General features: G+C 65.4%; 20 protein-coding genes and 1 pseudogene. 8 read left to right on the forward strand and 13 right to left on the reverse strand.

Going from position 1 to position 19,566, the window contains the following annotated elements; all coding sequences use genetic code 11:
• Positions 1-44: 44 nt before the first annotated feature.
• The 5 genes from EA798_RS00005 to glyQ are packed head-to-tail and all read right to left on the reverse strand — an operon-like array spanning position 45 to position 5,758.
• Positions 45-1,415 (reverse strand): GGDEF domain-containing protein, encoded by a 1,371-nt coding sequence (locus tag EA798_RS00005; RefSeq protein WP_122097629.1) that lies wholly within the window; start codon positions 1,413-1,415, stop codon positions 45-47.
• A 51-nt stretch (positions 1,416-1,466) separates the two neighbouring features.
• Positions 1,467-2,216, reverse strand: coding sequence for a lysophospholipid acyltransferase family protein (locus tag EA798_RS00010; RefSeq protein ID WP_122097630.1), 750 nt, complete (start codon positions 2,214-2,216; stop codon positions 1,467-1,469).
• Complete coding sequence (gene gmhB / locus EA798_RS00015; RefSeq protein WP_106156906.1) at positions 2,213-2,755, reverse strand: D-glycero-beta-D-manno-heptose 1,7-bisphosphate 7-phosphatase; 543 nt, start codon at positions 2,753-2,755, stop codon at positions 2,213-2,215. The genes EA798_RS00010 and gmhB overlap by 4 nt, the downstream gene beginning before the upstream one ends.
• Before the next feature lie 4 nt (positions 2,756-2,759).
• Entirely contained in the window at positions 2,760-4,814 is a 2,055-nt protein-coding gene (gene glyS, locus EA798_RS00020; RefSeq protein ID WP_122097631.1) for a glycine--tRNA ligase subunit beta, read from the reverse strand.
• The gene (gene glyQ, locus EA798_RS00025) at positions 4,811-5,758 is read right to left on the reverse strand and encodes a glycine--tRNA ligase subunit alpha (protein WP_003284253.1); all 948 of its coding nucleotides are present in this window, start codon (positions 5,756-5,758) and stop codon (positions 4,811-4,813) included. The genes glyS and glyQ overlap by 4 nt, the downstream gene beginning before the upstream one ends.
• A 107-nt stretch (positions 5,759-5,865) precedes the next feature.
• Here glyQ and EA798_RS00030 point away from each other — a divergent pair, with 107 nt between their 5' ends.
• The 3 genes from EA798_RS00030 (at position 5,866) to EA798_RS00040 (ending at position 7,713) form a co-directional block, all read left to right on the forward strand.
• Positions 5,866-6,423, forward strand: a complete 558-nt coding sequence (locus tag EA798_RS00030) for a DNA-3-methyladenine glycosylase I (protein ID WP_122097632.1) — start codon at positions 5,866-5,868, stop codon at positions 6,421-6,423.
• Positions 6,424-6,531: 108 nt separating this feature from the next.
• Positions 6,532-7,419 (forward strand): lysophospholipid acyltransferase, encoded by an 888-nt coding sequence (locus EA798_RS00035; protein ID WP_106156900.1) that lies wholly within the window; start codon positions 6,532-6,534, stop codon positions 7,417-7,419.
• A gap of 27 nt (positions 7,420-7,446) precedes the next feature.
• The gene (locus EA798_RS00040) at positions 7,447-7,713 is read left to right on the forward strand and encodes a PilZ domain-containing protein (protein ID WP_015275041.1); all 267 of its coding nucleotides are present in this window, start codon (positions 7,447-7,449) and stop codon (positions 7,711-7,713) included.
• Between the two features lie 25 nt (positions 7,714-7,738).
• On the opposite strand, the gene EA798_RS00045 is transcribed toward EA798_RS00040, so the two are convergent.
• The 6 genes and pseudogenes from EA798_RS00045 to def form a co-directional block, all read right to left on the reverse strand.
• Positions 7,739-8,056: a tetratricopeptide repeat protein gene (locus EA798_RS00045; RefSeq protein WP_106156898.1), complete on the reverse strand. Its 318-nt coding sequence runs from the start codon at positions 8,054-8,056 to the stop codon at positions 7,739-7,741.
• A gap of 146 nt (positions 8,057-8,202) precedes the next feature.
• Positions 8,203-8,569: pseudogene (locus EA798_RS00050) on the reverse strand (ATP-binding cassette domain-containing protein); the annotation flags it as partial.
• Between the two features lie 63 nt (positions 8,570-8,632).
• Complete coding sequence (gene trkA, locus EA798_RS00055; RefSeq protein WP_106156895.1) at positions 8,633-10,006, reverse strand: Trk system potassium transporter TrkA; 1,374 nt, start codon at positions 10,004-10,006, stop codon at positions 8,633-8,635.
• Positions 10,007-10,081: 75 nt separating this feature from the next.
• Positions 10,082-11,404 carry a 16S rRNA (cytosine(967)-C(5))-methyltransferase RsmB gene (gene rsmB / locus EA798_RS00060; RefSeq protein WP_122097633.1) on the reverse strand — a complete coding sequence of 441 codons (1,323 nt, stop codon included), beginning with the start codon at positions 11,402-11,404 and terminating at the stop codon, positions 10,082-10,084.
• A complete protein-coding gene (fmt, locus tag EA798_RS00065; protein WP_122097634.1) occupies positions 11,401-12,345 on the reverse strand; it encodes a methionyl-tRNA formyltransferase in 945 nt (314 codons plus the stop codon). Before fmt ends, rsmB begins: the two co-directional genes overlap by 4 nt.
• Positions 12,346-12,398: 53 nt before the next feature.
• Entirely contained in the window at positions 12,399-12,905 is a 507-nt protein-coding gene (gene def, locus EA798_RS00070; protein ID WP_015275050.1) for a peptide deformylase, read from the reverse strand.
• Positions 12,906-13,053: 148 nt separating this feature from the next.
• Here def and EA798_RS00075 point away from each other — a divergent pair, with 148 nt between their 5' ends.
• The 3 genes from EA798_RS00075 to tsaC all read left to right on the forward strand — a co-directional run bounded on the left by EA798_RS00075 (position 13,054) and on the right by tsaC (position 15,993).
• On the forward strand, positions 13,054-14,079 hold the full coding sequence (locus EA798_RS00075; RefSeq protein WP_122097635.1) for a LysM peptidoglycan-binding domain-containing protein: 1,026 nt from the start codon (positions 13,054-13,056) through the stop codon (positions 14,077-14,079).
• A gap of 87 nt (positions 14,080-14,166) precedes the next feature.
• Positions 14,167-15,264 (forward strand): DNA-processing protein DprA, encoded by a 1,098-nt coding sequence (gene dprA, locus EA798_RS00080; protein WP_122097636.1) that lies wholly within the window; start codon positions 14,167-14,169, stop codon positions 15,262-15,264.
• Between the two features lie 171 nt (positions 15,265-15,435).
• Entirely contained in the window at positions 15,436-15,993 is a 558-nt protein-coding gene (tsaC, locus tag EA798_RS00085; RefSeq protein WP_122097637.1) for an L-threonylcarbamoyladenylate synthase type 1 TsaC, read from the forward strand.
• A gap of 53 nt (positions 15,994-16,046) precedes the next feature.
• On the opposite strand, the gene EA798_RS00090 is transcribed toward tsaC, so the two are convergent.
• Positions 16,047-17,024 (reverse strand): NADPH:quinone reductase, encoded by a 978-nt coding sequence (locus EA798_RS00090; protein WP_122097638.1) that lies wholly within the window; start codon positions 17,022-17,024, stop codon positions 16,047-16,049.
• A 152-nt stretch (positions 17,025-17,176) separates the two neighbouring features.
• Between EA798_RS00090 and hemF the strand changes: the two genes are divergently transcribed.
• Positions 17,177-18,094, forward strand: coding sequence for an oxygen-dependent coproporphyrinogen oxidase (gene hemF, locus EA798_RS00095; RefSeq protein WP_122097639.1), 918 nt, complete (start codon positions 17,177-17,179; stop codon positions 18,092-18,094).
• A 42-nt stretch (positions 18,095-18,136) separates the two neighbouring features.
• Positions 18,137-18,949, forward strand: coding sequence for a shikimate dehydrogenase (gene aroE, locus EA798_RS00100; protein WP_122097640.1), 813 nt, complete (start codon positions 18,137-18,139; stop codon positions 18,947-18,949).
• Here aroE and EA798_RS00105 read toward each other — a convergent pair.
• Positions 18,946-19,557: an NAD(P)-dependent oxidoreductase gene (locus tag EA798_RS00105; RefSeq protein WP_122097641.1), complete on the reverse strand. Its 612-nt coding sequence runs from the start codon at positions 19,555-19,557 to the stop codon at positions 18,946-18,948. The two genes, aroE and EA798_RS00105, sit on opposite strands and share 4 nt — an antisense overlap.
• Positions 19,558-19,566 lie beyond the last annotated feature (9 nt).

Consider the following 19,566-nt stretch of genomic DNA (forward strand, 5'->3'; position numbering starts at 1 on the left):
GCGAGGCTGCTCCCCTTTTGCTTGTATGCGACAGCGTGTTCCGATCAGTCCTGATGCAGCACGCAGCGATTGCGGCCGCCGTTCTTGGCCTGGTACAGCGCGCGATCAGCCTGCTGCAGCAGACGCTCGTAGTCCGGATGGCCATCGTGTACCGCCATACCGACGCTGACCGTCACCTGGAGCACGTCGCCACTGGAAAGGCGGAAGTGTTCGCGGGCGATGCGTTCGCGCAGTTTCTCAGCGGCTGCCAGCGCCTTGTTGGCATCGATATCCACCAGTACCAGCAGGAACTCTTCGCCTCCCAGGCGGAAGGCGTAGTCGCCGCCGCGGGTGTTGCTGGCCAGCAGTGCGCCAACCTGTTGCAGGACCTGATCCCCGGCTTCGTGGCCATAGGTGTCGTTGATGCGCTTGAAGTGATCGACGTCGATGGCCAGCACGCCGAAGGCGTTGTTCGACTGACGCGCGTAGAGCACTTCCTTGGCCATTACCACCGGCAGGAATTTGCGATTGAGCAGGCGCGTCAGCACGTCACGGCCGGCTTCCAGATCATTGGCCTGCTCGAACAGGCTGTCGAGCAGGAATTTGATCGAACGCGTCTGTTCGCGAATCTGATGCAGCTTGCCCAGGCGTCCACCGGCATCTTCCAGCGCGGCGATGGCCTTGAGCTCCTCATCGATCTGCGTGATGTAGTCGAGGATGCTCGCGCTTTCCGGCGAGCCCTGGAAGGCATGGGATGCCTTGTGGCGGAACCACAGGCCGAACTCGGACCCCGCCAGCTGCGGCAACGCGCCGGTGAGGTTGCCGATGGCCAGGTCGAACATCAGCTGGTTCTCCCAGTCCAGCAGTGCGGCGCGCTGGCGTTCCTTCTCGACGCCGATGTTCTGTGACACGGAGAACAGCCGATAGGCTTCCTCCGCGCGGGAGTTGCGGTCGTGGGACTGGGAATAGGCGAAGCAGATGATCTCTACCGCCAGGTCGATCAGATCGGCACCCATGCGCGCGGCCTTGCGCCTGATCGGCTCGGCGAGTTCGCGTTGTTCCAGCAACTCGCGCAGGCGGCCCTTGAGCGAGCGCGACCCGCGCAGCACCAGGCTGACCGGAATCTCGATACGCGCATGGATCTCACCAACCTTGCGCTGCAGGTCGACCACGGCGTCGAGGTCGCTGTGGGCCGTTGACGAGCACACCGTGACGATCCACTTCTGCATCGATTTGCCGAGGCGGTTCTTCACCTGGTCGTGGGACAGGAAACTGGCCGAGTGCGGGTCGGCCAGCATCTGCGCATAGAAATGCTCGGCCAGTTCGCCACATTTTTCTTCGGCAACGGCCTGCAGTGCAGCAGCCGCTTCGGTCGGGTAGCCGTCGAGCAGGCGCAGCCATTCGGCGACCAGCTGGTGGTTGGGTATTTGCTGCATAGGGGACTCGCTAAGATGGGCGGACGTCCCTGCCCTGCCCCGGCGTATTGATCAGAGGGTCGAACGACCCTGAGCTTCAAGCTCGCTGACCTGTGCGTTGATCCAGTCTTCGGCGCGCTGGTTGAGTTCGGCGATGGCGCGCGGGCTTTCGCTGTCAGCGAACATGGGCTGGCCGATAACGACCTGAATGGTGCCGGGTCGCTTGCCCCAGCCCGCCTTCGGCCAGAACATGCCGGCGTTGTGGGCGATGGGCAGCACCGGCAGACCGGCGTTCACCGCCAGTGCGGCGCCGCTGCGCGAGAACTTGCCCTGTTCTCCCACAGGCACGCGGGTGCCTTCGGGGAAGATCAGCACCCAGGCGCCCTGCTCCAGGCGCTCGTGACCCTGCTTGGCAACCTGGCGCAGCGCCGCCTTGGGGTTGTCGCGATCGATGGCGATCGGCTTGAGCAGCATGATTGCCCAGCCGAAGAACGGCACCCGCAGCAGCTCGCGCTTGAGCACCTGGGTCAGCGGCTCGAAGTAGGCCGAGAGAAAGAAGGTTTCCCAGGTGCTCTGATGCTTGGCCAGGATCACGCAGGGACGCGCGGGTACGTTCTCCGCACCTTGCACCTCGTAGCGCAGGCCGACCAGCGTCTTGCCCAGCCAGACGGCGCAGCGGCACCAGTTCTGTACCACGAAGCGATAGCGCGCGCGGAACGCCATGAACGGGGCGAACACCAGGCTCACCAGACACCAGGCGAATGCGGTGAAGGCCAGCATGAAATAGAACAGGGCGATACGAACGGGTAACAGGAGGCTCATCGAGAACTCTCGAGTAGATGATCGACAACAGCGGCCAGGTCGTCGAAGACCTGGGTACCCGGCGGCAACGTACCCTCCAGGGTGCGCAGGCCCTTGCCGGTCCTGACCAGGTAGGGCACGCCGCCGAGCAACATCCCGGCATGCAGATCGCGGTGGCTGTCGCCTACCACCGGCACGCCCTTCAGGTCCGCCAGGCCGAAGTGCTCGGCGATGGTGCGAAACATCCCGGGTTTCGGTTTGCGGCAGTTGCAGCCATCGTCCGGACCGTGCGGGCAGTGCACGATCAGATCGATACGTCCGCCCTGCTCCATCACCAGCTGCTGCATCTTGAAATGCATGTCACCGAGGGTGCTGAGGTCGAACTTGCCGCGCGCGACACCCGACTGGTTGGTGGCAACCGCCACCGTCCAGCCGGCCTTGCACAACCGCGCGATGGCTTCCAGCGAACCGGGAATGGGGATCCACTCCTCCAGCGACTTCACGTACTCGTCGGAGTCCTCGTTGATCACGCCATCGCGATCGAGCACGATCAGCTTCACGGGCTTAGCCAAGTGCGGAAATATCGGCAACGCCAAGGAACAGTCCTCTCAGCCGGGCCAGCAAGGCGTAACGGTTGGCACGCACCGAAGCGTCTTCGGCGTTCACCAGCACCGCCTCGAAGAAGGCATCCACCGGGCCGCGCAGGTGCGCCAGGCGCTCCAGCGCCTCGCGGTACTGACGCGCCGCGGCCAGCGGTTGCACCGCCTGCTCGGCCTGCTGAATGGCCGAGTACAGCGAGAACTCGGTGGCGTTGTCGAACCAGCGTGGCTCGACCGCTTCCGGCAGCTTCGCATCGAACTTGCTCAGCAGGTTGGAGACGCGCTTGTTGGCGGCGGCCAGTGCTGCAGCTTCCGGCAAGGTGCGAAACGCCTGTACCGCCTGCACACGCTGGTCGAAGTCCAGCGCCGAACCCGGCTGCACGGCACGCACCGAGAGGTAGGCAGCAACGTCGACACCCTCGTCCTCGTAGCGTGCGCGCAGGCGGTCGAAGATGAATTCCAGCACCTGATCGGCGAGCCCGACGCTTTTCACCTGACCACCGAACTGACCGATGGCGAAGTTCACCGCTTCGACCAGATCCAGATCCAGACGCTTCTCGATGAGGATGCGCAGCACGCCAAGGGCGGCACGGCGCAGGGCGTAGGGGTCCTTGGAGCCGGTCGGCAGCATGCCGATGCCGAAGATCCCGACCAGGGTGTCGAGCTTGTCGGCCACGGCCACGGCCGCGCCGGTGAGCGTGCTTGGCAGCTCGCCGCCGGCACCGCGCGGCATGTACTGCTCGTTCAGTGCCAGCGCCACGTCTTCCGGCTCGCCGTCGTTGAGTGCGTAGTAGTAACCGGCGATGCCCTGCATCTCCGGGAACTCGCCGACCATTTCGGTGGCCAGGTCGCACTTGCAGAGCAGTCCGGCGCGCTCGGCACGCTGCTTGTCGCCACCGGTACGTTCGGCGATCAGTCCGGCCAGGCGCGAGACGCGCTCGGCCTTGTCATAGACGGTGCCGAGCTGGGCCTGGAACACCACGTTCCTCAGGCGATCGTTGAAGCTGTCGAGCTTCTGCTTCTTGTCCTGCTTGAAGAAGAACTCGGCATCGGTCAGACGCGGGCGCACCACCTTCTCGTTACCGGAGACGATCTGCGCCGGGTCCTTGGATTCGATGTTGGCCACGGTGATGAAGCGCGGCAGCAGCTTGCCGTTGGCATCCAGCAGGCAGAAGTACTTCTGGTTGTCCTGCATGGTGGTGATCAGCGCTTCCTGCGGGACTTCGAGGAAGCGTTCCTCGAACGAGCAGACCAGCGGCACCGGCCACTCGACCAGCGCAGTCACTTCATCGAGCAGCGCCGGCGGCACGATGGCCGTACCGTTCTGCTCGGCCGCCAGCTGCTCGACGCGCTTGGCGATCAGCTCGCGGCGCTCGGCGAAGTCGGCGATCACATGGGCGCCGCGCAGGTCTTCCAGGTAGCTGGACGGCTTGGAAATGTGCACCTGGCCCGGGCTGTGGAAGCGGTGGCCGCGGGATTCGCGTCCGGCGCGCTGGGCGAGGATCTCGCAATCGATCACCTGCTCACCGAAGAGCATCACCAGCCACTGGGTCGGGCGGACGAACTCTTCCTTGCGTGCGGCCCAGCGCATGCGCTTGGGGATCGGCAGGTCGTTCAGCGATGCTTCGACGATGCCAGGCAGCAACTGGCTGGCGGGCTGGCCTTCGATGGTGCGGCTGAACTTGAGCTTCGGCCCGCTACGATCGATCTCGGCGAGGTCCACGCCGCACTTGCGGGCAAAGCCCAGGGCGGCCTGGGTCGGCTCGCCGTCAGCGTCGAAGGCAGCCTGCATCGGCGGACCGTCGAGGTTGATGCTGCGGTCCGGCTGCTGGGTCGCCAGCTGTTCGACCAGCACGGCCAGGCGACGCGGCGCGGCATAGGCCTGCGTCTTGACGAAGCCGAGGCCTGCGTCCTTCAGGCCCTTCTCGATACCGGCGCAGAAGGCTTCGGCCAGCTTGGCGAGCGCCTTTGGTGGGAGTTCTTCGGTACCCAGTTCGACGAGAAAATCCAGTGCACTCATTCTGCAGCCTCCAGCTTGGCCAGCACTTCGTCACGCAGTTCGGGGGTGGCCATGGGGAAGCCGAGTTTGGCCCGGGCCAGCAGGTAGCTCTGGGCGATCGAACGCGCCAGGCTGCGCACGCGCAGGATGTACTGCTGGCGCGCGGTGACCGAAATGGCGCGACGGGCATCGAGCAGGTTGAAGGTGTGCGAGGCCTTGACCACCATCTCGTAGGCCGGCAGCGGCAGCTCGGCGGCCATCAGCCGGTTGGCTTCGCTCTCGTAGAAATCGAAGAGTTCGAACAGCTTCGGTACATTGGCGTGCTCGAAGTTGTAGGTCGACTGCTCCACTTCGTTCTGGTGGAACACGTCGCCATAGGTCACGGTGCCGAACGGGCCGTCGGCCCAGATCAGGTCGTAGACCGAGTCGACGCCCTGCAGGTACATGGCCAGGCGTTCGAGGCCGTAGGTGATCTCACCGGTGACCGGGTAGCACTCGACGCCGCCGACCTGCTGGAAGTAGGTGAACTGGGTGACTTCCATGCCGTTGAGCCAGACTTCCCAGCCCAGACCCCAGGCGCCGAGAGTCGGCGATTCCCAGTTGTCCTCGACGAAGCGTACGTCGTGCACCGAGGTGTCGACGCCGATGCGGCGCAGCGACTCCAGGTACAGGTCCTGGATGTTGTCCGGGTTGGGCTTGAGCACCACCTGGAACTGGTAGTAGTGCTGCAGACGGTTGGGGTTCTCGCCATAGCGGCCATCGGCCGGGCGGCGCGAAGGCTGAACATAGGCGGCGTTCCAGGTCTCGGGACCGATGGCGCGCAGGAAGGTGGCGGTGTGGAATGTACCGGCGCCCATTTCCATGTCATAGGGCTGCAGGACCACGCAACCCTGCTCGGCCCAGTAGCTTTGCAGGGCGAGGATCAGGTCTTGGAAGGTGCGCACGGCAGGCGTAGTCTGGCTCAAAATTTCACCTGTGCTGGGCTTCGACAGAAAGCCTCGAAGTATACCCCCCGCATGGTCGCGCTTGCGATGGTTTCGGCCATTGGACGAGGCCTGCGCAAGGAGACCACATGCCACGTTGCGCCTGGTGCGGCACGGATCCGCTGTACATCGACTACCACGATCGCGAATGGGGCGTGCCAACTCGCGATCCGCAGGTGCTGTTCGAATTCCTCTTGCTCGAAGCCTTTCAGGCCGGTCTCTCGTGGATCACCGTACTGCGCAAGCGTGAGCGCTATCGACAGGTACTGTTCGGCTTCGATGCCGCGCGCCTGGCGCGCATGAGCGACGCCGAGATCGACGAACGCATGCAGGACCCCGGCATCATCCGCAACCGGCGCAAACTCGAGGCAGCGCGCAGCAACGCGCGCGCCTGGTTGCAGCTGGAGGATCCGGTAGGCTTCATCTGGTCTTTCGTCGATGGCCAACCAAGGATCAACCGCTTCGAGCGCCTGGATCAGGTGCCGGCCGTCTCGCCGGAGGCGCATGCCATGAGCAAGGGGCTGAAGAAGGCCGGCTTCAGTTTCGTCGGGCCGACCATCTGCTACGCGTACATGCAGGCCTGCGGACTGGTCATGGACCACCTCACCGACTGCGAGCGGTATGCCGAGCTGGCCCGCAGCGGCTGATCCATTGCAGGGCGGTGCTGCCAAGATGCAAGGCATTGCGGCGGCTGCGCCTGAAAGCTGACCGCGGTTGCAGGTAGACTAGGCGACCTGAAAATTTCGGAGTGCGGTGTGGAAAAGCTCAAAGGTGCCCTGGTCGTCGGCTCCCTGCGACTCTTCGCTCGACTGCCCTGGCGCATGGTCCAGGGCCTGGGCGCGATGATCGGCTGGCTGATGTGGAAGCTGCCGAACCGCTCGCGTGAGGTGGCGCGGATCAATCTGCAAAAGTGCTTTCCCGAACTGAGTGCCGTGGAGCTCGAAGCGCTGCTCGGCCGCACGCTGCGTGAAACCGGCATGACCTTCACCGAAAGCGCCTGCGCCTGGATCTGGCCGGCGCAGAAGACCCTCGGTCTGGTCCGTCAGGTCGAAGGCCTTGAAGTGCTGCAGGCGGCGCTGGCGTCCGGCAAGGGCGTGGTCGGCATCACCAGCCACCTCGGCAACTGGGAGGTGCTGAATCACTTCTACTGCGAGCAGTGCAAGCCGATCATTTTCTATCGCCCGCCTAAGTTGAAGGCCGTGGACGAACTGCTGCAGCAACAGCGCGTGCAACTGGGCAATCGGGTCGCGCCGTCGACCCGCGAAGGCATTCTCAGCGTCATCAAGGAAGTCCGTCGTGGCGGCGCCGTGGGCATCCCGGCCGATCCGGAACCGAGCGAAGGCAGCGGTATCTTCGTGCCTTTCTTCGCCACCCAGGCGCTGACCAGCAAGTTCGTGCCGGGCATGCTCGCCGGGGGCAAGGCGGTTGGCGTTTTTCTTCACGCGTTGCGCCTGGAGGACGGTTCGGGCTACAAGGTGATCCTCGAGGCGGCGCCCGAAGGGATGTACAGCGAGGATGCCGAAACCGGCGTTGCGGCGATGAGCGCAATGATCGAGAAGTACGTGCGCGCCTACCCCAGCCAATACATGTGGACCATGAAGCGCTTCAAGAAACGCCCTGCCGGCGAGAAGCGCTGGTACTGACCGAATAACAACGACAAGGACGATCGTATGCGCAATCAGCGACAGCATCCACGTACCAACATGAAGTGCCGCATCCGCATTGCGCATCCGGCGTTTGGCGAGGTTTTCGCCCATACCCGTGATCTGTCGGACGGCGGTGTCTACGTGCGCCATCCCGAACTGGTGGTACTGCAACCGGGTGCGATGGTCACGGGGCAGGTGCAGGACCTGCCGATCCCGGCGCCGGAACTGCGGATGGTGGTGATGCGGGTCGATGCCGAAGGGGTCGGCCTGCAGTTCGTGCGCGAGGACTGACTCCTCGGCGCACGACGCTGCCGCTTCAGTCAGGCGTCAGCCGGTCGAGCCGGCGCAGGAACACGCTCATTTCCTTTTCCGCCTGCTTGTCGCCCTGGGCGTTCGCCGCGGCAATGCCGCGTTCCCAGGCCTGGTGGGCGCCCGTCTTGTCGCCATCGGCCTGCAGCGCCTTGCCCAGCAGTTTCCAGGCGGCGGAATATTTCGGATCGAGTTCGACGCAGCGACGCAAGTGCTGCGCTGCCCGGCCCGGCTGCCCGGCATCCATGTAGCCCTTGCCGAGGCCGAAGCGCAGCATCGGATTATCCATGCCTTGAGAGAGCATCTTTTCCAGTGATTCGAGCATCTTCGGACCTTTTTGCAGCGCGGCGCCCAGGGAGGTTTTCTTACTTTAGTGCAAAGCGATTACCGGCAAAGGCTGCCAGCATACGCCATTGGTCTTAGCCGTTGCGCCCGTATCGTGCCGGCAGCCTGTGACGGCTGTGTGGCGTTTCAGTGCGCTTCGTTGACCGCGCTGAGAAACTCCCGGGTGCGTTCCTCCTGCGGGTTGTTGAACAGCTTGTCCGGACTGCCCTGTTCGTGAATCCGACCCTGATGGAAGAAGCACACCCGGTCGGCGAATTCGCGGGCGAAGCCCATCTGGTGGGTGACCATCAGCATCGTCAGATTGTGCGCCTCGCCGAGGCGGCGGATCACGTTCAGCACCTCGCCGCACAGTTCCGGATCCAGCGCCGAGGTCACTTCGTCGAACAGCATCACCTTCGGCCGCATCGCCAGCGCCCGGGCAATCGCCACGCGTTGCTGCTGGCCGCCGGAATAGCCGCGCCGGGAAGTGTTCCAGCTTGTCCTCCAGGCCGACCGGCGATTGATAAAACAAAACGACCCGCCAGTTGGCGGGTCGTCTATCAAGCGGAACAGCTGATCAGAAAAAGGTCAGTCCAGCCTGGAACAGCCGTTCCACGTCGCGAATGTGTTTCTTGTCGACGAGGAACAGGATGACGTGGTCGCCCGATTCGATACGCGTATCGTCATGGGCAATCAGCACCTGATCGTCGCGGATCACCGCGCCGATGGTGGTTCCCGGTGGCAGCGCGATCTGCTCGATGGCGCGGCCGACCACCTTGCTCGAGCGTGGATCGCCATGGGCGATCACCTCGATGGCTTCGGCCGCACCGCGACGCAGTGAGTGGGCGCTGACGATGTCGCCGCGGCGGACGTGGGTCAGCAGCGTGCCGATGGTAGCCAGTTGCGGGCTGATGGCGATGTCGATTTCGCCGCCCTGGACCAGGTCGACGTAGGCCGGGTTGTTGATGATGCACATCACCTTGCGCGCGCCCAGCCGCTTGGCCAGCAGCGAGGACATGATGTTGGCCTCGTCGTCGTTGGTCAGCGCGAGGAAGACGTCCGCTTCGTTGATGTTCTCCTCGACCAGCAGATCGCGATCCGATGCACTGCCCTGCAGGATGATGGTGCTGTCCAGGGTGTCGGAGAGGTAGCGACAGCGCGCCGGGTTCATCTCGATGATCTTGACCTGGTAACGGCTTTCGATGGCCTCCGCCAGCCGCTCGCCGATGTGACCGCCGCCGGCGATGACGATGCGCTTGTAGTTCTCGTCGAGGCGGCGCATCTCGCTCATCACCGCGCGGATATGACCTTTGGCGGCGATGAAGAACACCTCGTCATCGGCCTCGATCACCGTGTCGCCCTGCGGCAGGATGGCGTGGTTGCGGCGGAAGATGGCCGCCACGCGCGTGTCGACGTTGGGCATGTGGCGACGCAGCTGGCGCAGCTCCTGGCCGACCAGCGGACCGCCGTAATAGGCGCGCACCGCGACCAGCTGCGCCTTGCCGCCCGCGAAGTCGATCACCTGCAGCGAACCGGGATGCTCGATCAGGCGCTTGATGTAGTTGGTGACCACCTGCTCGGGGCTGATCAGCACGTCCACGGGGATCGCTTCGTTGTTGAACAGGCCTGAGTGCACCAGATAGGCCGATTCGCGCACCCGGGCGATCTTGGTCGGCGTATGGAACAGCGTGTACGCCACCTGACAGGCGACCATGTTGGTTTCGTCGCTGTTGGTCACCGCCACCAGCATGTCAGCATCGTCCGCGCCGGCCTGGCGCAGCACGGTGGGAAACGAGCCGCGGCCCTGGATGGTGCGGATGTCCAGGCGATCGCCGAGGTCGCGCAGGCGGTCGCCGTCGGTGTCCACCACGGTGATGTCGTTGGCTTCGCTGGCGAGGTGTTCGGCGAGGGTGCCGCCGACCTGGCCGGCGCCGAGAATGATGATCTTCACGCGATCACTCCTGAAAGGCGGACGCTTGCCGCCGCTTCCATGTTGGGCCCGCGCGCATTGCGCCGGGGTTTCGACTCACCCACTGACGCCACGTGGCTGCGCTGCGATCTTGATCAGCTTGGCATAGTAGAAGCCGTCGTGGCCGTTCTCCTGCGGCAGCAGCTGGCGCCCGTGCGTCTGTGGCAGGCCGAAGCTGCCCGCCAGATCCAGTTCACGGGCGCCCGGTGTGCGTTCGAGGAAGGCAGCGATCACCTCACGGTTCTCGGTCGGCAGCACGGAGCAGGTGGCATAGAGCAGGACGCCACCGACGTCCAGCGTCGGCCACAGCGCGTCGAGCATCTCGCCCTGCAGCACGGCAAGCGGAGCAATGTCGTCGGCCTGGCGGGTCAGCTTGATGTCCGGATGCCGACGGATCACGCCGGTGGCCGAGCAAGGTGCATCGAGCAGGATGCGCTGGAACGGCTTGCCGTCCCACCAGCGATCGGTGGCGCGGGCATCGTCGGCAATCAGCTTTGCATCCAGTCTCAGGCGCTCGAGGTTTTCGCGTACGCGGACCAGCCGCTTGGGCTCCAGATCCAGCGCGATCAACTCGGCCAGCTCTGGCTCGCGTTCGAGCAGGTGGCAGGTCTTGCCGCCCGGTGCGCAGCAGGCGTCCAGCACCCGCTGGCCCGGCGCCAGGTCGAGCAGCGAGGCGGCCAGCTGCGCGGCCTCGTCCTGCACGCTGACCCGTCCTTCGGCAAAGCCCGGCAGCTGGTGCACATCGCACGGCGCGGCCAGGCGAATGCCGTCCTCGCTGAACTCGCAGGGATGCGCTTCGATGCCGGCGCTCTGCAGCTCGGCAAGGTATCCATCCCGGCTGACCTGACGGCGGTTGACCCGCAACATCATCGGTGGATGGGCATTATTGGCCGCGCAGATGGCTTCCCAGTGCTCCGGCCAGTGGGCCTTGAGCGCCTTCTGCAGCCAGCGCGGATGGGCGACGCGGATCACCGGATCGTGTTCCAGTTCGGCCAGCAGGGCTTCGCCTTCGCGCTGGGCACGGCGCAGCACGGCATTGAGCAGGCCCTTGGCCCAGGGCTTCTTCAGCTTGTCGACGCAGCCGACGGTTTCGCCGATGGCCGCATGGGCCGGAATGCGGGAATAGAACAGCTGGTACAGGCCCACCAGCAACAGCGCCTCGACGTCACGATCGGCAGCCTTGAACGGCTTCTGCAGCAGCTTGTCGGCCAGGCCGGCCAGGCGTGGCTGCCAGCGCGCAGTGCCAAAGGCCAGGTCCTGGGTCAGGCCGCGGTCGCGGGCGTCGACCTTGCCGAGCACCTCCGGCAGGCTGCTGCCCAGCGAGGCCTTGCCTGATAGCACGGCGCTCAGCGCACGGGCAGCGGCCAGGCGCGGGTTCATTGGCCGAGCACCAGGCCGGGGGCGAACTGCTCGCGGCGGCTGTTGTACAGGTCGCCGAAGCCAAGCGGCTTGCCGCCGGGCAGTTGCAGGCGAGTCAGCGACAGGGCGCCTTCACCGCAGGCAACGGTCAGCCCGGTCTTGCTCGCTTCGAGGATGCGTCCGGGCTCGCCATGACCTTCGCCGAGGCGTGCGGCATGAATCTTCAGCGTTTCGCCGTTCAGCGTGCTGTGGCAGATCGGCCAGGGGTTGAAGGCGCGAATCAGACGTTCCAGCTCGACCGCCGGGCGTGTCCAGTCGATGCGTGCCTCGTCCTTGCTCAGCTTGTGGGCATAGGTGGCCAGGCTATCGTCCTGCACTTCGGGAGTCAGCGTGGCAGCGGCCAGGGCGTCGACGGCCTGCACGACGGCTTGCGCGCCGAGCACGGCGAGACGGTCGTGCAGCGAGCCGCCGGTGTCTTCGTCACTGATCGACGTGTTGACCTTGAGCAGCATCGGACCGGTATCCAGCCCCGCTTCCATCTGCATCACGGTGACTCCGGACTGTGTGTCGCCGGCTTCGATCGCGCGCTGGATCGGCGCGGCACCGCGCCAGCGCGGCAACAGCGAGGCGTGGCTGTTGATGCAGCCCAGGCGCGGCAGGTCGAGCACCGCCTGCGGCAGGATCAGGCCGTAGGCCACGACCACCATCAGATCCGCCTGCAGTTCTGCCAGCTCCGCCTGGGCCGCGGGGTCACGCAGGGTCTGCGGCTGGAACACCGGGATGTCGTGCTGCATGGCGAGCTGCTTGACCGGGCTGGGCATCAGCTTCTGACCGCGACCGGCAGGGCGGTCCGGCTGGGTGTAGACCGCAACGATCGATTTGCCCGCATCGAGCAGGGCCTGCAGGTGCTGGGCGGCGAATTCCGGGGTGCCGGCGAAAACGATGCGCAAGGGCTGAGTCATGGGGAGCTCGCTAAGAAAAAGGCTTGCCGTAGCAAGCCTTCGAGGTTCGGGAATCAAGCCTGCTGGCGGTGGATCTTTTCCAGCTTCTTCTTGATCCGGTCGCGCTTGAGGCTGGAGAGGTAGTCGACGAACAGTTTGCCGTTGAGGTGATCGCATTCATGCTGGATGCATACCGCGAGCAGGCCTTCGGCGACCAGTTCGTAGGGCTTGCCATCGCGATCCAGCGCCTTGATCCGCACCTTCTGCGGGCGATCGACGTTCTCGTAGAAGCCCGGGACCGACAGGCAGCCTTCCTGGTACTGGTCCATCTCGTCGGTCAGCGATTCGAATTCGGGATTGATGAAAACCCGCGGCTCGGACCTGTCTTCGGACAGGTCCATCACCACCACGCGCTTGTGCACATTGACCTGCGTCGCGGCCAGGCCGATGCCCGGAGCCTCGTACATGGTCTCGAACATGTCGTCGATCAGCTGACGAAGCTCGTCATCGACCACATCCACCGGTTTGGCGATGGTGCGCAGCCGCGGATCGGGAAATTCAAGGATGTTCAGAATGGCCATATGCGTTTGTGATGCACTTATGGAATAAAGTCAAAAGCCGCTGCTAAGATGCCGAGCAGCATGGAAAACGGCTTAATGCCGCGATCCAAAAGGGTTCCGCGGCGCTAGGGCGCTTTACGTGAAGGCACATAATAAAGGGATTCACCACATGAGGAAATCACTACTCGCCCTGCTGCTGGTGGCCGTCGGCGGGCTCGCCCAGGCTGCGGTGCAGCTCAAGGACAATCACCCGGAGCGGTATACCGTGGTGAAGGGCGACACACTCTGGGACATCTCCGGCCGCTTCCTGCGCGAGCCGTGGAAATGGCCGGAGCTGTGGCACGCCAACCCTCAGATCGCCAATCCTCATCTGATCTATCCCGGTGACACGCTGAGCCTGGTCTATGTCGACGGTCAGCCGCGTCTGGTACTCGACCGCGGCGCCTCGCGCGGCACCATCAAGCTGTCGCCGACCGTGCGCACTACGCCCATGGCCGAAGCCATCCCGACCATTCCGCTGGAAGCAATCAACAGCTTTCTGCTGAGCAACCGCATCATCGACACCGCCGAGCAGTTCCAGGGTGCTCCGTACATCGTCGCCGGTAATGCCGAGCGCGTGATCAGCGGCGCCGGCGATCGCATCTACGGCCGCGGCAGCTTCGAAGCGAACATGCCGGCTTACGGCATCTTCCGCCAGGGCAAGACCTACGTCGATCCGGACACCGGCGAGTTCCTCGGCATCAATGCCGATGACGTTGGCACCGTCGAGATCGTCGAAATCGAAGGCGACATCGCCACCATGCAGCTGACCCGCACCACCCAGGAAGCGCGCATCGGTGATCGCCTGTTCCCGGGCGAGGAGCGCGCGGTCAACTCCACCTTTATGCCGAGCGCCCCGTCCACCCAGGTCGAAGGCGTGATTCTGGATGTGCCGCGCGGCGTCACCCAGATCGGCCAGTTCGATGTGGTCACGCTGAACAGGGGAGCGCGTGACGGTCTGCAGGACGGCAACGTGCTGGCGGTGTACAAGACCGGCGAAACCGTGCGCGATCGCGTGACCGGCGAGAACGTGAAGATCCCGGACGAGCGCTCCGGTCTGCTGATGGTGTTCCGCACCTACGACAAGCTCAGCTACGGCCTGGTGCTGCAGGCGACCCGCTCGCTGTCGGTGAAGGACAAGGTCCGCAACCCCTGAACGAAGAAAGCCCCGCGAATGCGGGGCTTTTTCATGCTGCGATAACACCGCAAGGATGCGGTGCGACGAGACAAGGGGTGCTCGCCCATGCCTGTCATTTCCCCTGCCGAGCTCGAAGCCCGGCTGCGTCTGCATCTGCTGCCCGAACTCGGGCCCCGTCGGCTGCGCAAGCTGGTCAGTGCCTTTCCCGATGCCGCCTCGGCGCTGAGCGCGCCAGCCAGTGCCTGGCGCTCGCTGGGGTTGCCGCCCAGTTGTGCCGAGCCGCGGCGCAGTGCTGAAATCCGTGAACGTGCCAGCGCCGCCCTTGCCTGGCTGGAGCAGCCCGGCCGGCACCTGCTCTGCTGGGACGATCCCGACTACCCTGCTCTGCTCGCCGAACTGCCTGATGCACCGCCACTGCTGTTCATTGCCGGCGACCCGACGCTGCTCGAGCGACCGCAGCTGGCGATGGTCGGCAGCCGCCGCGCCTCGCGCAACGGCCTGGACAACGCCTGGGCCTTCTCCCGCAGCCTGGCGAGTGCCGGTTTCGTCATCACCAGTGGGTTGGCCCTGGGCATAGATGGTGCGGCCCATCAGGGTGCGCTGGATGCAGGCGGCAAGACCGTCGCGGTGCTGGGTACCGGCCTCGAACGGCTGTATCCGCAGCGCCACGTCGCCCTGGCGCGGCAGATTGTCGAAGGCGGCGGTGCGCTGGTGTCCGAATTGCCACTGGACTGCCCGCCACAAGCGAGCAACTTTCCGCGCCGCAACCGCATCATCAGCGGCCTTTCGTTGGGCGTACTGGTGGTCGAGGCGAGTCCGTCCAGTGGTTCGCTGATCACCGCGCGACTCGCTGCCGAGCAGGGCCGCGAGGTCTATGCGATCCCCGGTTCGATCCATCACCCCGGCGCCCGTGGCTGCCATCAGCTGATCCGCCAGGGCGCTGCGCTGGTGGAGTCGGTCGAGGATGTGCTCGAAGCGCTACGCGGCTGGCAACGAGTCGAGCTGTCAGCTGAGGCTAGGCCAATGCCGCCACAGACGGACGATCCGCTGTTGCGCGAGCTGCGCGCGGCGCCACGCAGCAGCGAAGCACTGGCCCTGGCGCTCGAACTGCCGCTGGGACGGGTGCTGGCGCAGCTGACCGAACTGGAAGTCGAGGGTCAGGTTGCCTGCGACAACGGCCTCTGGGCGGTGGCGAGCCGCTAGGCGGGGCTGCGCGGACATGCGGCACATTCGTCGCCGATTTGCGTGCTCGCATCAGGGCGGATCGGAGCCACGATCCTGTTGCAGCTTGTTGCGAATCAGTATGAGGCGCCTCTGCTCCGCGGCAGATGCGTTGGGTAAACTGCCGCTTTTTGCATCCAGGCAGAGGTCGGCATGATCGGCGATTGGCGTGTGCAGCAGGTGGCGCGGGTGGTCCGGGCCGGCGGAGTGATCGCCTACCCGACCGAAGCGGTCTGGGGCGTGGGTTGCGACCCGTGGGACGAAGAGGCGGTGATGCGCCTGCTGGCGCTCAAGGAGCGGCCCGTGGAGAAGGGTCTGATTCTGGTCGCCGACAGCATCGAGCAGTTCGATTTCCTGCTGGAGGATGTGCCCGAGCGTTGGCTCGACCGCCTGTCCGGCACCTGGCCGGGGCCGAACACCTGGCTGGTGCCGCATCGCGGTCGCTTGCCGGAGTGGATCACCGGCCGGCACGACAGCGTGGCCCTGCGCGTGACCGATCATCCGCTGGTCGCGCGGCTGTGTGCGTTGACTGGCCCGCTGGTCTCGACGTCCGCCAACCCTGCCGGCCGTCCGGCGGCACGCTCGCGGCTGCGGGTCGAGCAGTATTTCCCACAGCAGCTCGACGCGGTGTTCAACGGCCCGCTGGGCGGGCGACGCAATCCCAGCGTCATCCGCGATCTGCGCACGGGCGAGGTGATTCGTCCGGCCTGAGCCGGCGAATCGACGGCGGCGCGGCTGCCCTGCAGCGTCAGCCGCCACCGTGTTCAGGGCAGCAGAATGGTCGATCCGGTGGTTTCCCCTGCCGCCAGCTTGCGCTGCGCTTCGGCCGCTTCGCTGAGCGGGTAGCGCTGGCCGATCTCGACCTGGATCTTGCCACTGCCGATCATCTCGAACAGTTCGTCGGCCATGGCCTGCAGACGCTCCGGCGTGTCGGCGTAGCCGGCCAGGGTAGGCCGGGTGACGAACAGCGAGCCCTTTTGCGCCAGCACGCCGAGGTTTACCCCGGTGACGGCGCCGGACGCGTTGCCGAAGCTGACCAGCAAGCCGCGCGGGGCGACGCAATCGAGGGAAACTTCCCAGCTGCTCTTGCCCACCGAGTCGTAGACCACCGGGCATTTTTTGCCCTCGGTCAGCGCCAGTACGCGCTGCACCACGTCCTCACGGGTGCGATCGATGGTGGCCCAGGCACCCAGGGCCTTGGCCCGCTCGGCCTTTTCCGCCGAGCCGACCACGCCGATCAACTGCGCGCCCAGTGCGCGCGCCCACTGACAGGCGATCGATCCGACACCGCCGGCCGCGGCATGGAACAGCACCGTTTCGCCGGCCTGCAACGGGTGGATCTGGCGTAGCAGATATTGGCAGGTGAGGCCCTTGAGCATCACCGCGGCAGCCTGCTCGAAGCTGATGGAGTCCGGCAGCTTGACCAGATGCCGTGCCGGCAGCGTGTGGTGTTCGCCGTAGGCGCCGAGCGGACCGGTGGCATAGGCGACGCGGTCGCCCGGCTGCAGGTGCTGCACGCCCTCACCCACCGCGTCGACCACGCCGGCACCCTCGGTGCCCAGACCGGACGGCAGGCTCGGCGGCTGGTACAGGCCGCCGCGGAAATAGGTGTCGATGAAGTTCAGGCCGATGGCGTGGTTGCGCACCCGCACCTCGCCTGCAGCCGGCGCGCTGAGCGGCACATCGATCTGTTCCAGGACTTCGGGACCGCCGTGCTGGCTGAATTGGATGCGCTGGGACATGTCTGGCTCCTGGTCTTTGAAAGAGCGCCTATCCAACCCGCCGGGGCTGCGTTCGTCAATCGGCTGGATGCTATGCTTGCCGGCCGACCCCGTTTCAAGCACCGCTCAGCCGCGCCTCGAGGGCTGCGTGCGGTCATTCGCAAGGTGATTTCGTGAACCACAGGACCGAAGCCGTCAAAGCCTATCTGCTCGATCTGCAGGACCGCATCTGCGCTGCGCTGGAGGCCGAAGATGGCGGCGCGCGCTTCGCCGAGGACGCCTGGACGCGGCCCGGTGGCGGTGGCGGCCGGACGCGGGTGATCGAGAACGGCGTGCTGATCGAGAAAGGCGGCGTGAACTTCTCCCACGTGCATGGCGACAGCCTGCCGCCGTCGGCCAGTGCTCATCGGCCTGAACTGGCCGGACGCGGCTTCGAGGCCCTCGGCGTGTCGCTGGTGATCCACCCGCACAATCCGTATGTGCCGACGTCCCATGCCAACGTGCGCTTCTTCATCGCCGAGAAGGAAGGCGAGGAACCGGTCTGGTGGTTCGGCGGTGGTTTCGACCTGACGCCTTATTACGGCACCGAGGAAGATTGCGTGCACTGGCACCGGGTCGCGCGGGATGCCTGCGCGCCGTTCGGTGCGGATGTTTATCCGCGCTACAAGGAATGGTGCGATCGCTATTTCCACATCAAGCACCGCCACGAGCCGCGTGGGGTCGGCGGGCTGTTCTTCGACGATCTGAACCAGTGGGATTTCGACACCAGTTTCGCCTTCATGCGCGCAGTCGGCGATGCCTACCTCGACGCCTACCTGCCCATCGTTCAGCGGCGCAAGGCCACGCCGTTCGGCGAGCGCGAGCGGCAGTTCCAGCTGCTGCGCCGCGGCCGCTACGTCGAATACAACCTGGTCTATGACCGCGGCACGCTGTTCGGCCTGCAGTCGGGCGGGCGTACCGAATCCATCCTGATGTCGCTGCCGCCGCAAGTGGCCTGGGGCTATGACAAGCACCCCGAGCCGGGCACACCGGAAGCGCGGCTGACCGAGTACTTCCTGCAGGACCGCGACTGGCTCGCCGAGCAGCCCTGACCTTCGACTGCTACCTGCACCCAACACTGCAAGGATTCACCCATGGACCGCTACGGCGTCTTCGGCAACCCCATCGGCCACAGCAAATCACCGCAGATTCACGCCCTGTTCGCCGCGCAGACCGGCCACGCGCTTTGCTACGAGGCACTGCTGGCGCCGCTGGATGACTTTCCGGGGTTCGCCCGGGCGTTTTTCCGGGATGGCCAGGGCGCCAATGTCACCGTGCCGTTCAAGGAACAGGCCTATGGCATGGCGGATCAGCTCACCGAGCGCGCCCGTCGGGCCGGCGCGGTGAATACCCTGAAGAAGCTCGAAGACGGCCGCCTGCTCGGTGACAACACTGATGGTGCCGGGCTGGTAAGCGATCTGCTGAACGCCGGTGTGGCGCTGCGCGGTCAGCGCATCCTGCTGCTGGGCGCCGGCGGGGCCGTGCGTGGCGTACTCGAGCCGTTGCTGGCGCAGAAGCCCGCCGCGCTGATCGTCGCCAACCGCACACCGAGCAAGGCCGAACAGCTGGCGCAGGAATTCGGCGCACTGGGCCCGCTGTCGGCCAGCGCGTTCGCCGATCTTGCCGAACCGGTTGACCTGATCATCAATGGCACCTCGGCCAGCCTCGGCGGCGAACTGCCACCGCTGGCCGACAGCCTGATCCGGCCGGGTCAGACCTTCTGCTACGACATGATGTACGCGGCTACGCCCACGGCGTTCTGCCAGTGGGCGGCAGCGCTGGGTGCGAACACCCGTGACGGGCTTGGCATGTTGGTGGAGCAGGCGGCGGAAGCCTTCGAACTGTGGCGCGGGGTTCGGCCCGACACGGCGCCGGTGCTCGCCGAAATGCGCCGGCAACTCAGCTAGCTGCTGAAGTGGATGCGCTCATGGATGTGCTGCGGTCGTTCCAGTTCGTCGACGATGCCCGCGGCAATGCGCTGCAATTCCCGATAGGGATTGGCCTCGCCCTTGCCAGCGGCTTCGGCCAGCGCCTCGACGGTCAACTGATTGCCGGCTGAGGGCGCATCCACCAGCGTCCAGCGCAGCGGATGGGCGATCAGGCGCTGCAGGGCTGCTTCGACTTCCGGCTGCAGCTCGATCGCCGGAAAGTCGGCAACCAGCAACAGGCGCTCGACCCTGGCGCGCTCCAGACCGAGCAACAGGGCCTCGACCGCCTGATAGAAATCACGCTGGGGTGACTCGCCGGTAACCGCATCGGCACCGGGTAGCCGCGGCGTCTGAAACAGGCAGACCACCGCATCCATTCCCGCCACGCTCTCGCTGACGCTCACTGCATCGAACGGATCGCCCGGCTTGGTCCGCAGACCAGGCCGGGCGGATATCGAATTGAGATCGTCGAGCAATGCCACGGCCTCATGCTGGCGGCTGAGCAGCTCCACCAGCAGCGCACTGCCAAGGTCGTCATGGGCACCGTACAGGGCGAACTTCAGCCGCGGCGTTTCGGCGTTGAGCATGGCGTTTGC

It is taken from the genome of Pseudomonas songnenensis, from assembly GCF_003696315.1.
Taxonomy (GTDB): Bacteria; Pseudomonadota; Gammaproteobacteria; order Pseudomonadales; family Pseudomonadaceae; genus Stutzerimonas; species Stutzerimonas songnenensis.

Bases quoted from the DNA above. Each gene is read 5' to 3' on its own strand.
- EA798_RS00030 (WP_122097632.1), top strand. From the start codon at position 5,866: ATGCCACGTTGCGCCTGGTGCGGCACGGATCCGCTGTACATCGACTAC.
- EA798_RS00005 (WP_122097629.1), bottom strand. From the start codon at position 1,415: ATGCAGCAAATACCCAACCACCAGCTGGTCGCCGAATGGCTGCGCCTG.
- EA798_RS00040 (WP_015275041.1), top strand. From the start codon at position 7,447: ATGCGCAATCAGCGACAGCATCCACGTACCAACATGAAGTGCCGCATC.
- EA798_RS00105 (WP_122097641.1), bottom strand. From the start codon at position 19,557: ATGCTCAACGCCGAAACGCCGCGGCTGAAGTTCGCCCTGTACGGTGCC.
- fmt (WP_122097634.1), bottom strand. From the start codon at position 12,345: ATGACTCAGCCCTTGCGCATCGTTTTCGCCGGCACCCCGGAATTCGCC.
- aroE (WP_122097640.1), top strand. From the start codon at position 18,137: ATGGACCGCTACGGCGTCTTCGGCAACCCCATCGGCCACAGCAAATCA.
- EA798_RS00090 (WP_122097638.1), bottom strand. From the start codon at position 17,024: ATGTCCCAGCGCATCCAATTCAGCCAGCACGGCGGTCCCGAAGTCCTG.
- def (WP_015275050.1), bottom strand. From the start codon at position 12,905: ATGGCCATTCTGAACATCCTTGAATTTCCCGATCCGCGGCTGCGCACC.
- dprA (WP_122097636.1), top strand. From the start codon at position 14,167: ATGCCTGTCATTTCCCCTGCCGAGCTCGAAGCCCGGCTGCGTCTGCAT.
- EA798_RS00075 (WP_122097635.1), top strand. From the start codon at position 13,054: ATGAGGAAATCACTACTCGCCCTGCTGCTGGTGGCCGTCGGCGGGCTC.
- rsmB (WP_122097633.1), bottom strand. From the start codon at position 11,404: ATGAACCCGCGCCTGGCCGCTGCCCGTGCGCTGAGCGCCGTGCTATCA.
- EA798_RS00010 (WP_122097630.1), bottom strand. From the start codon at position 2,216: ATGAGCCTCCTGTTACCCGTTCGTATCGCCCTGTTCTATTTCATGCTG.
- glyS (WP_122097631.1), bottom strand. From the start codon at position 4,814: ATGAGTGCACTGGATTTTCTCGTCGAACTGGGTACCGAAGAACTCCCA.
- tsaC (WP_122097637.1), top strand. From the start codon at position 15,436: ATGATCGGCGATTGGCGTGTGCAGCAGGTGGCGCGGGTGGTCCGGGCC.
- EA798_RS00045 (WP_106156898.1), bottom strand. From the start codon at position 8,056: ATGCTCGAATCACTGGAAAAGATGCTCTCTCAAGGCATGGATAATCCG.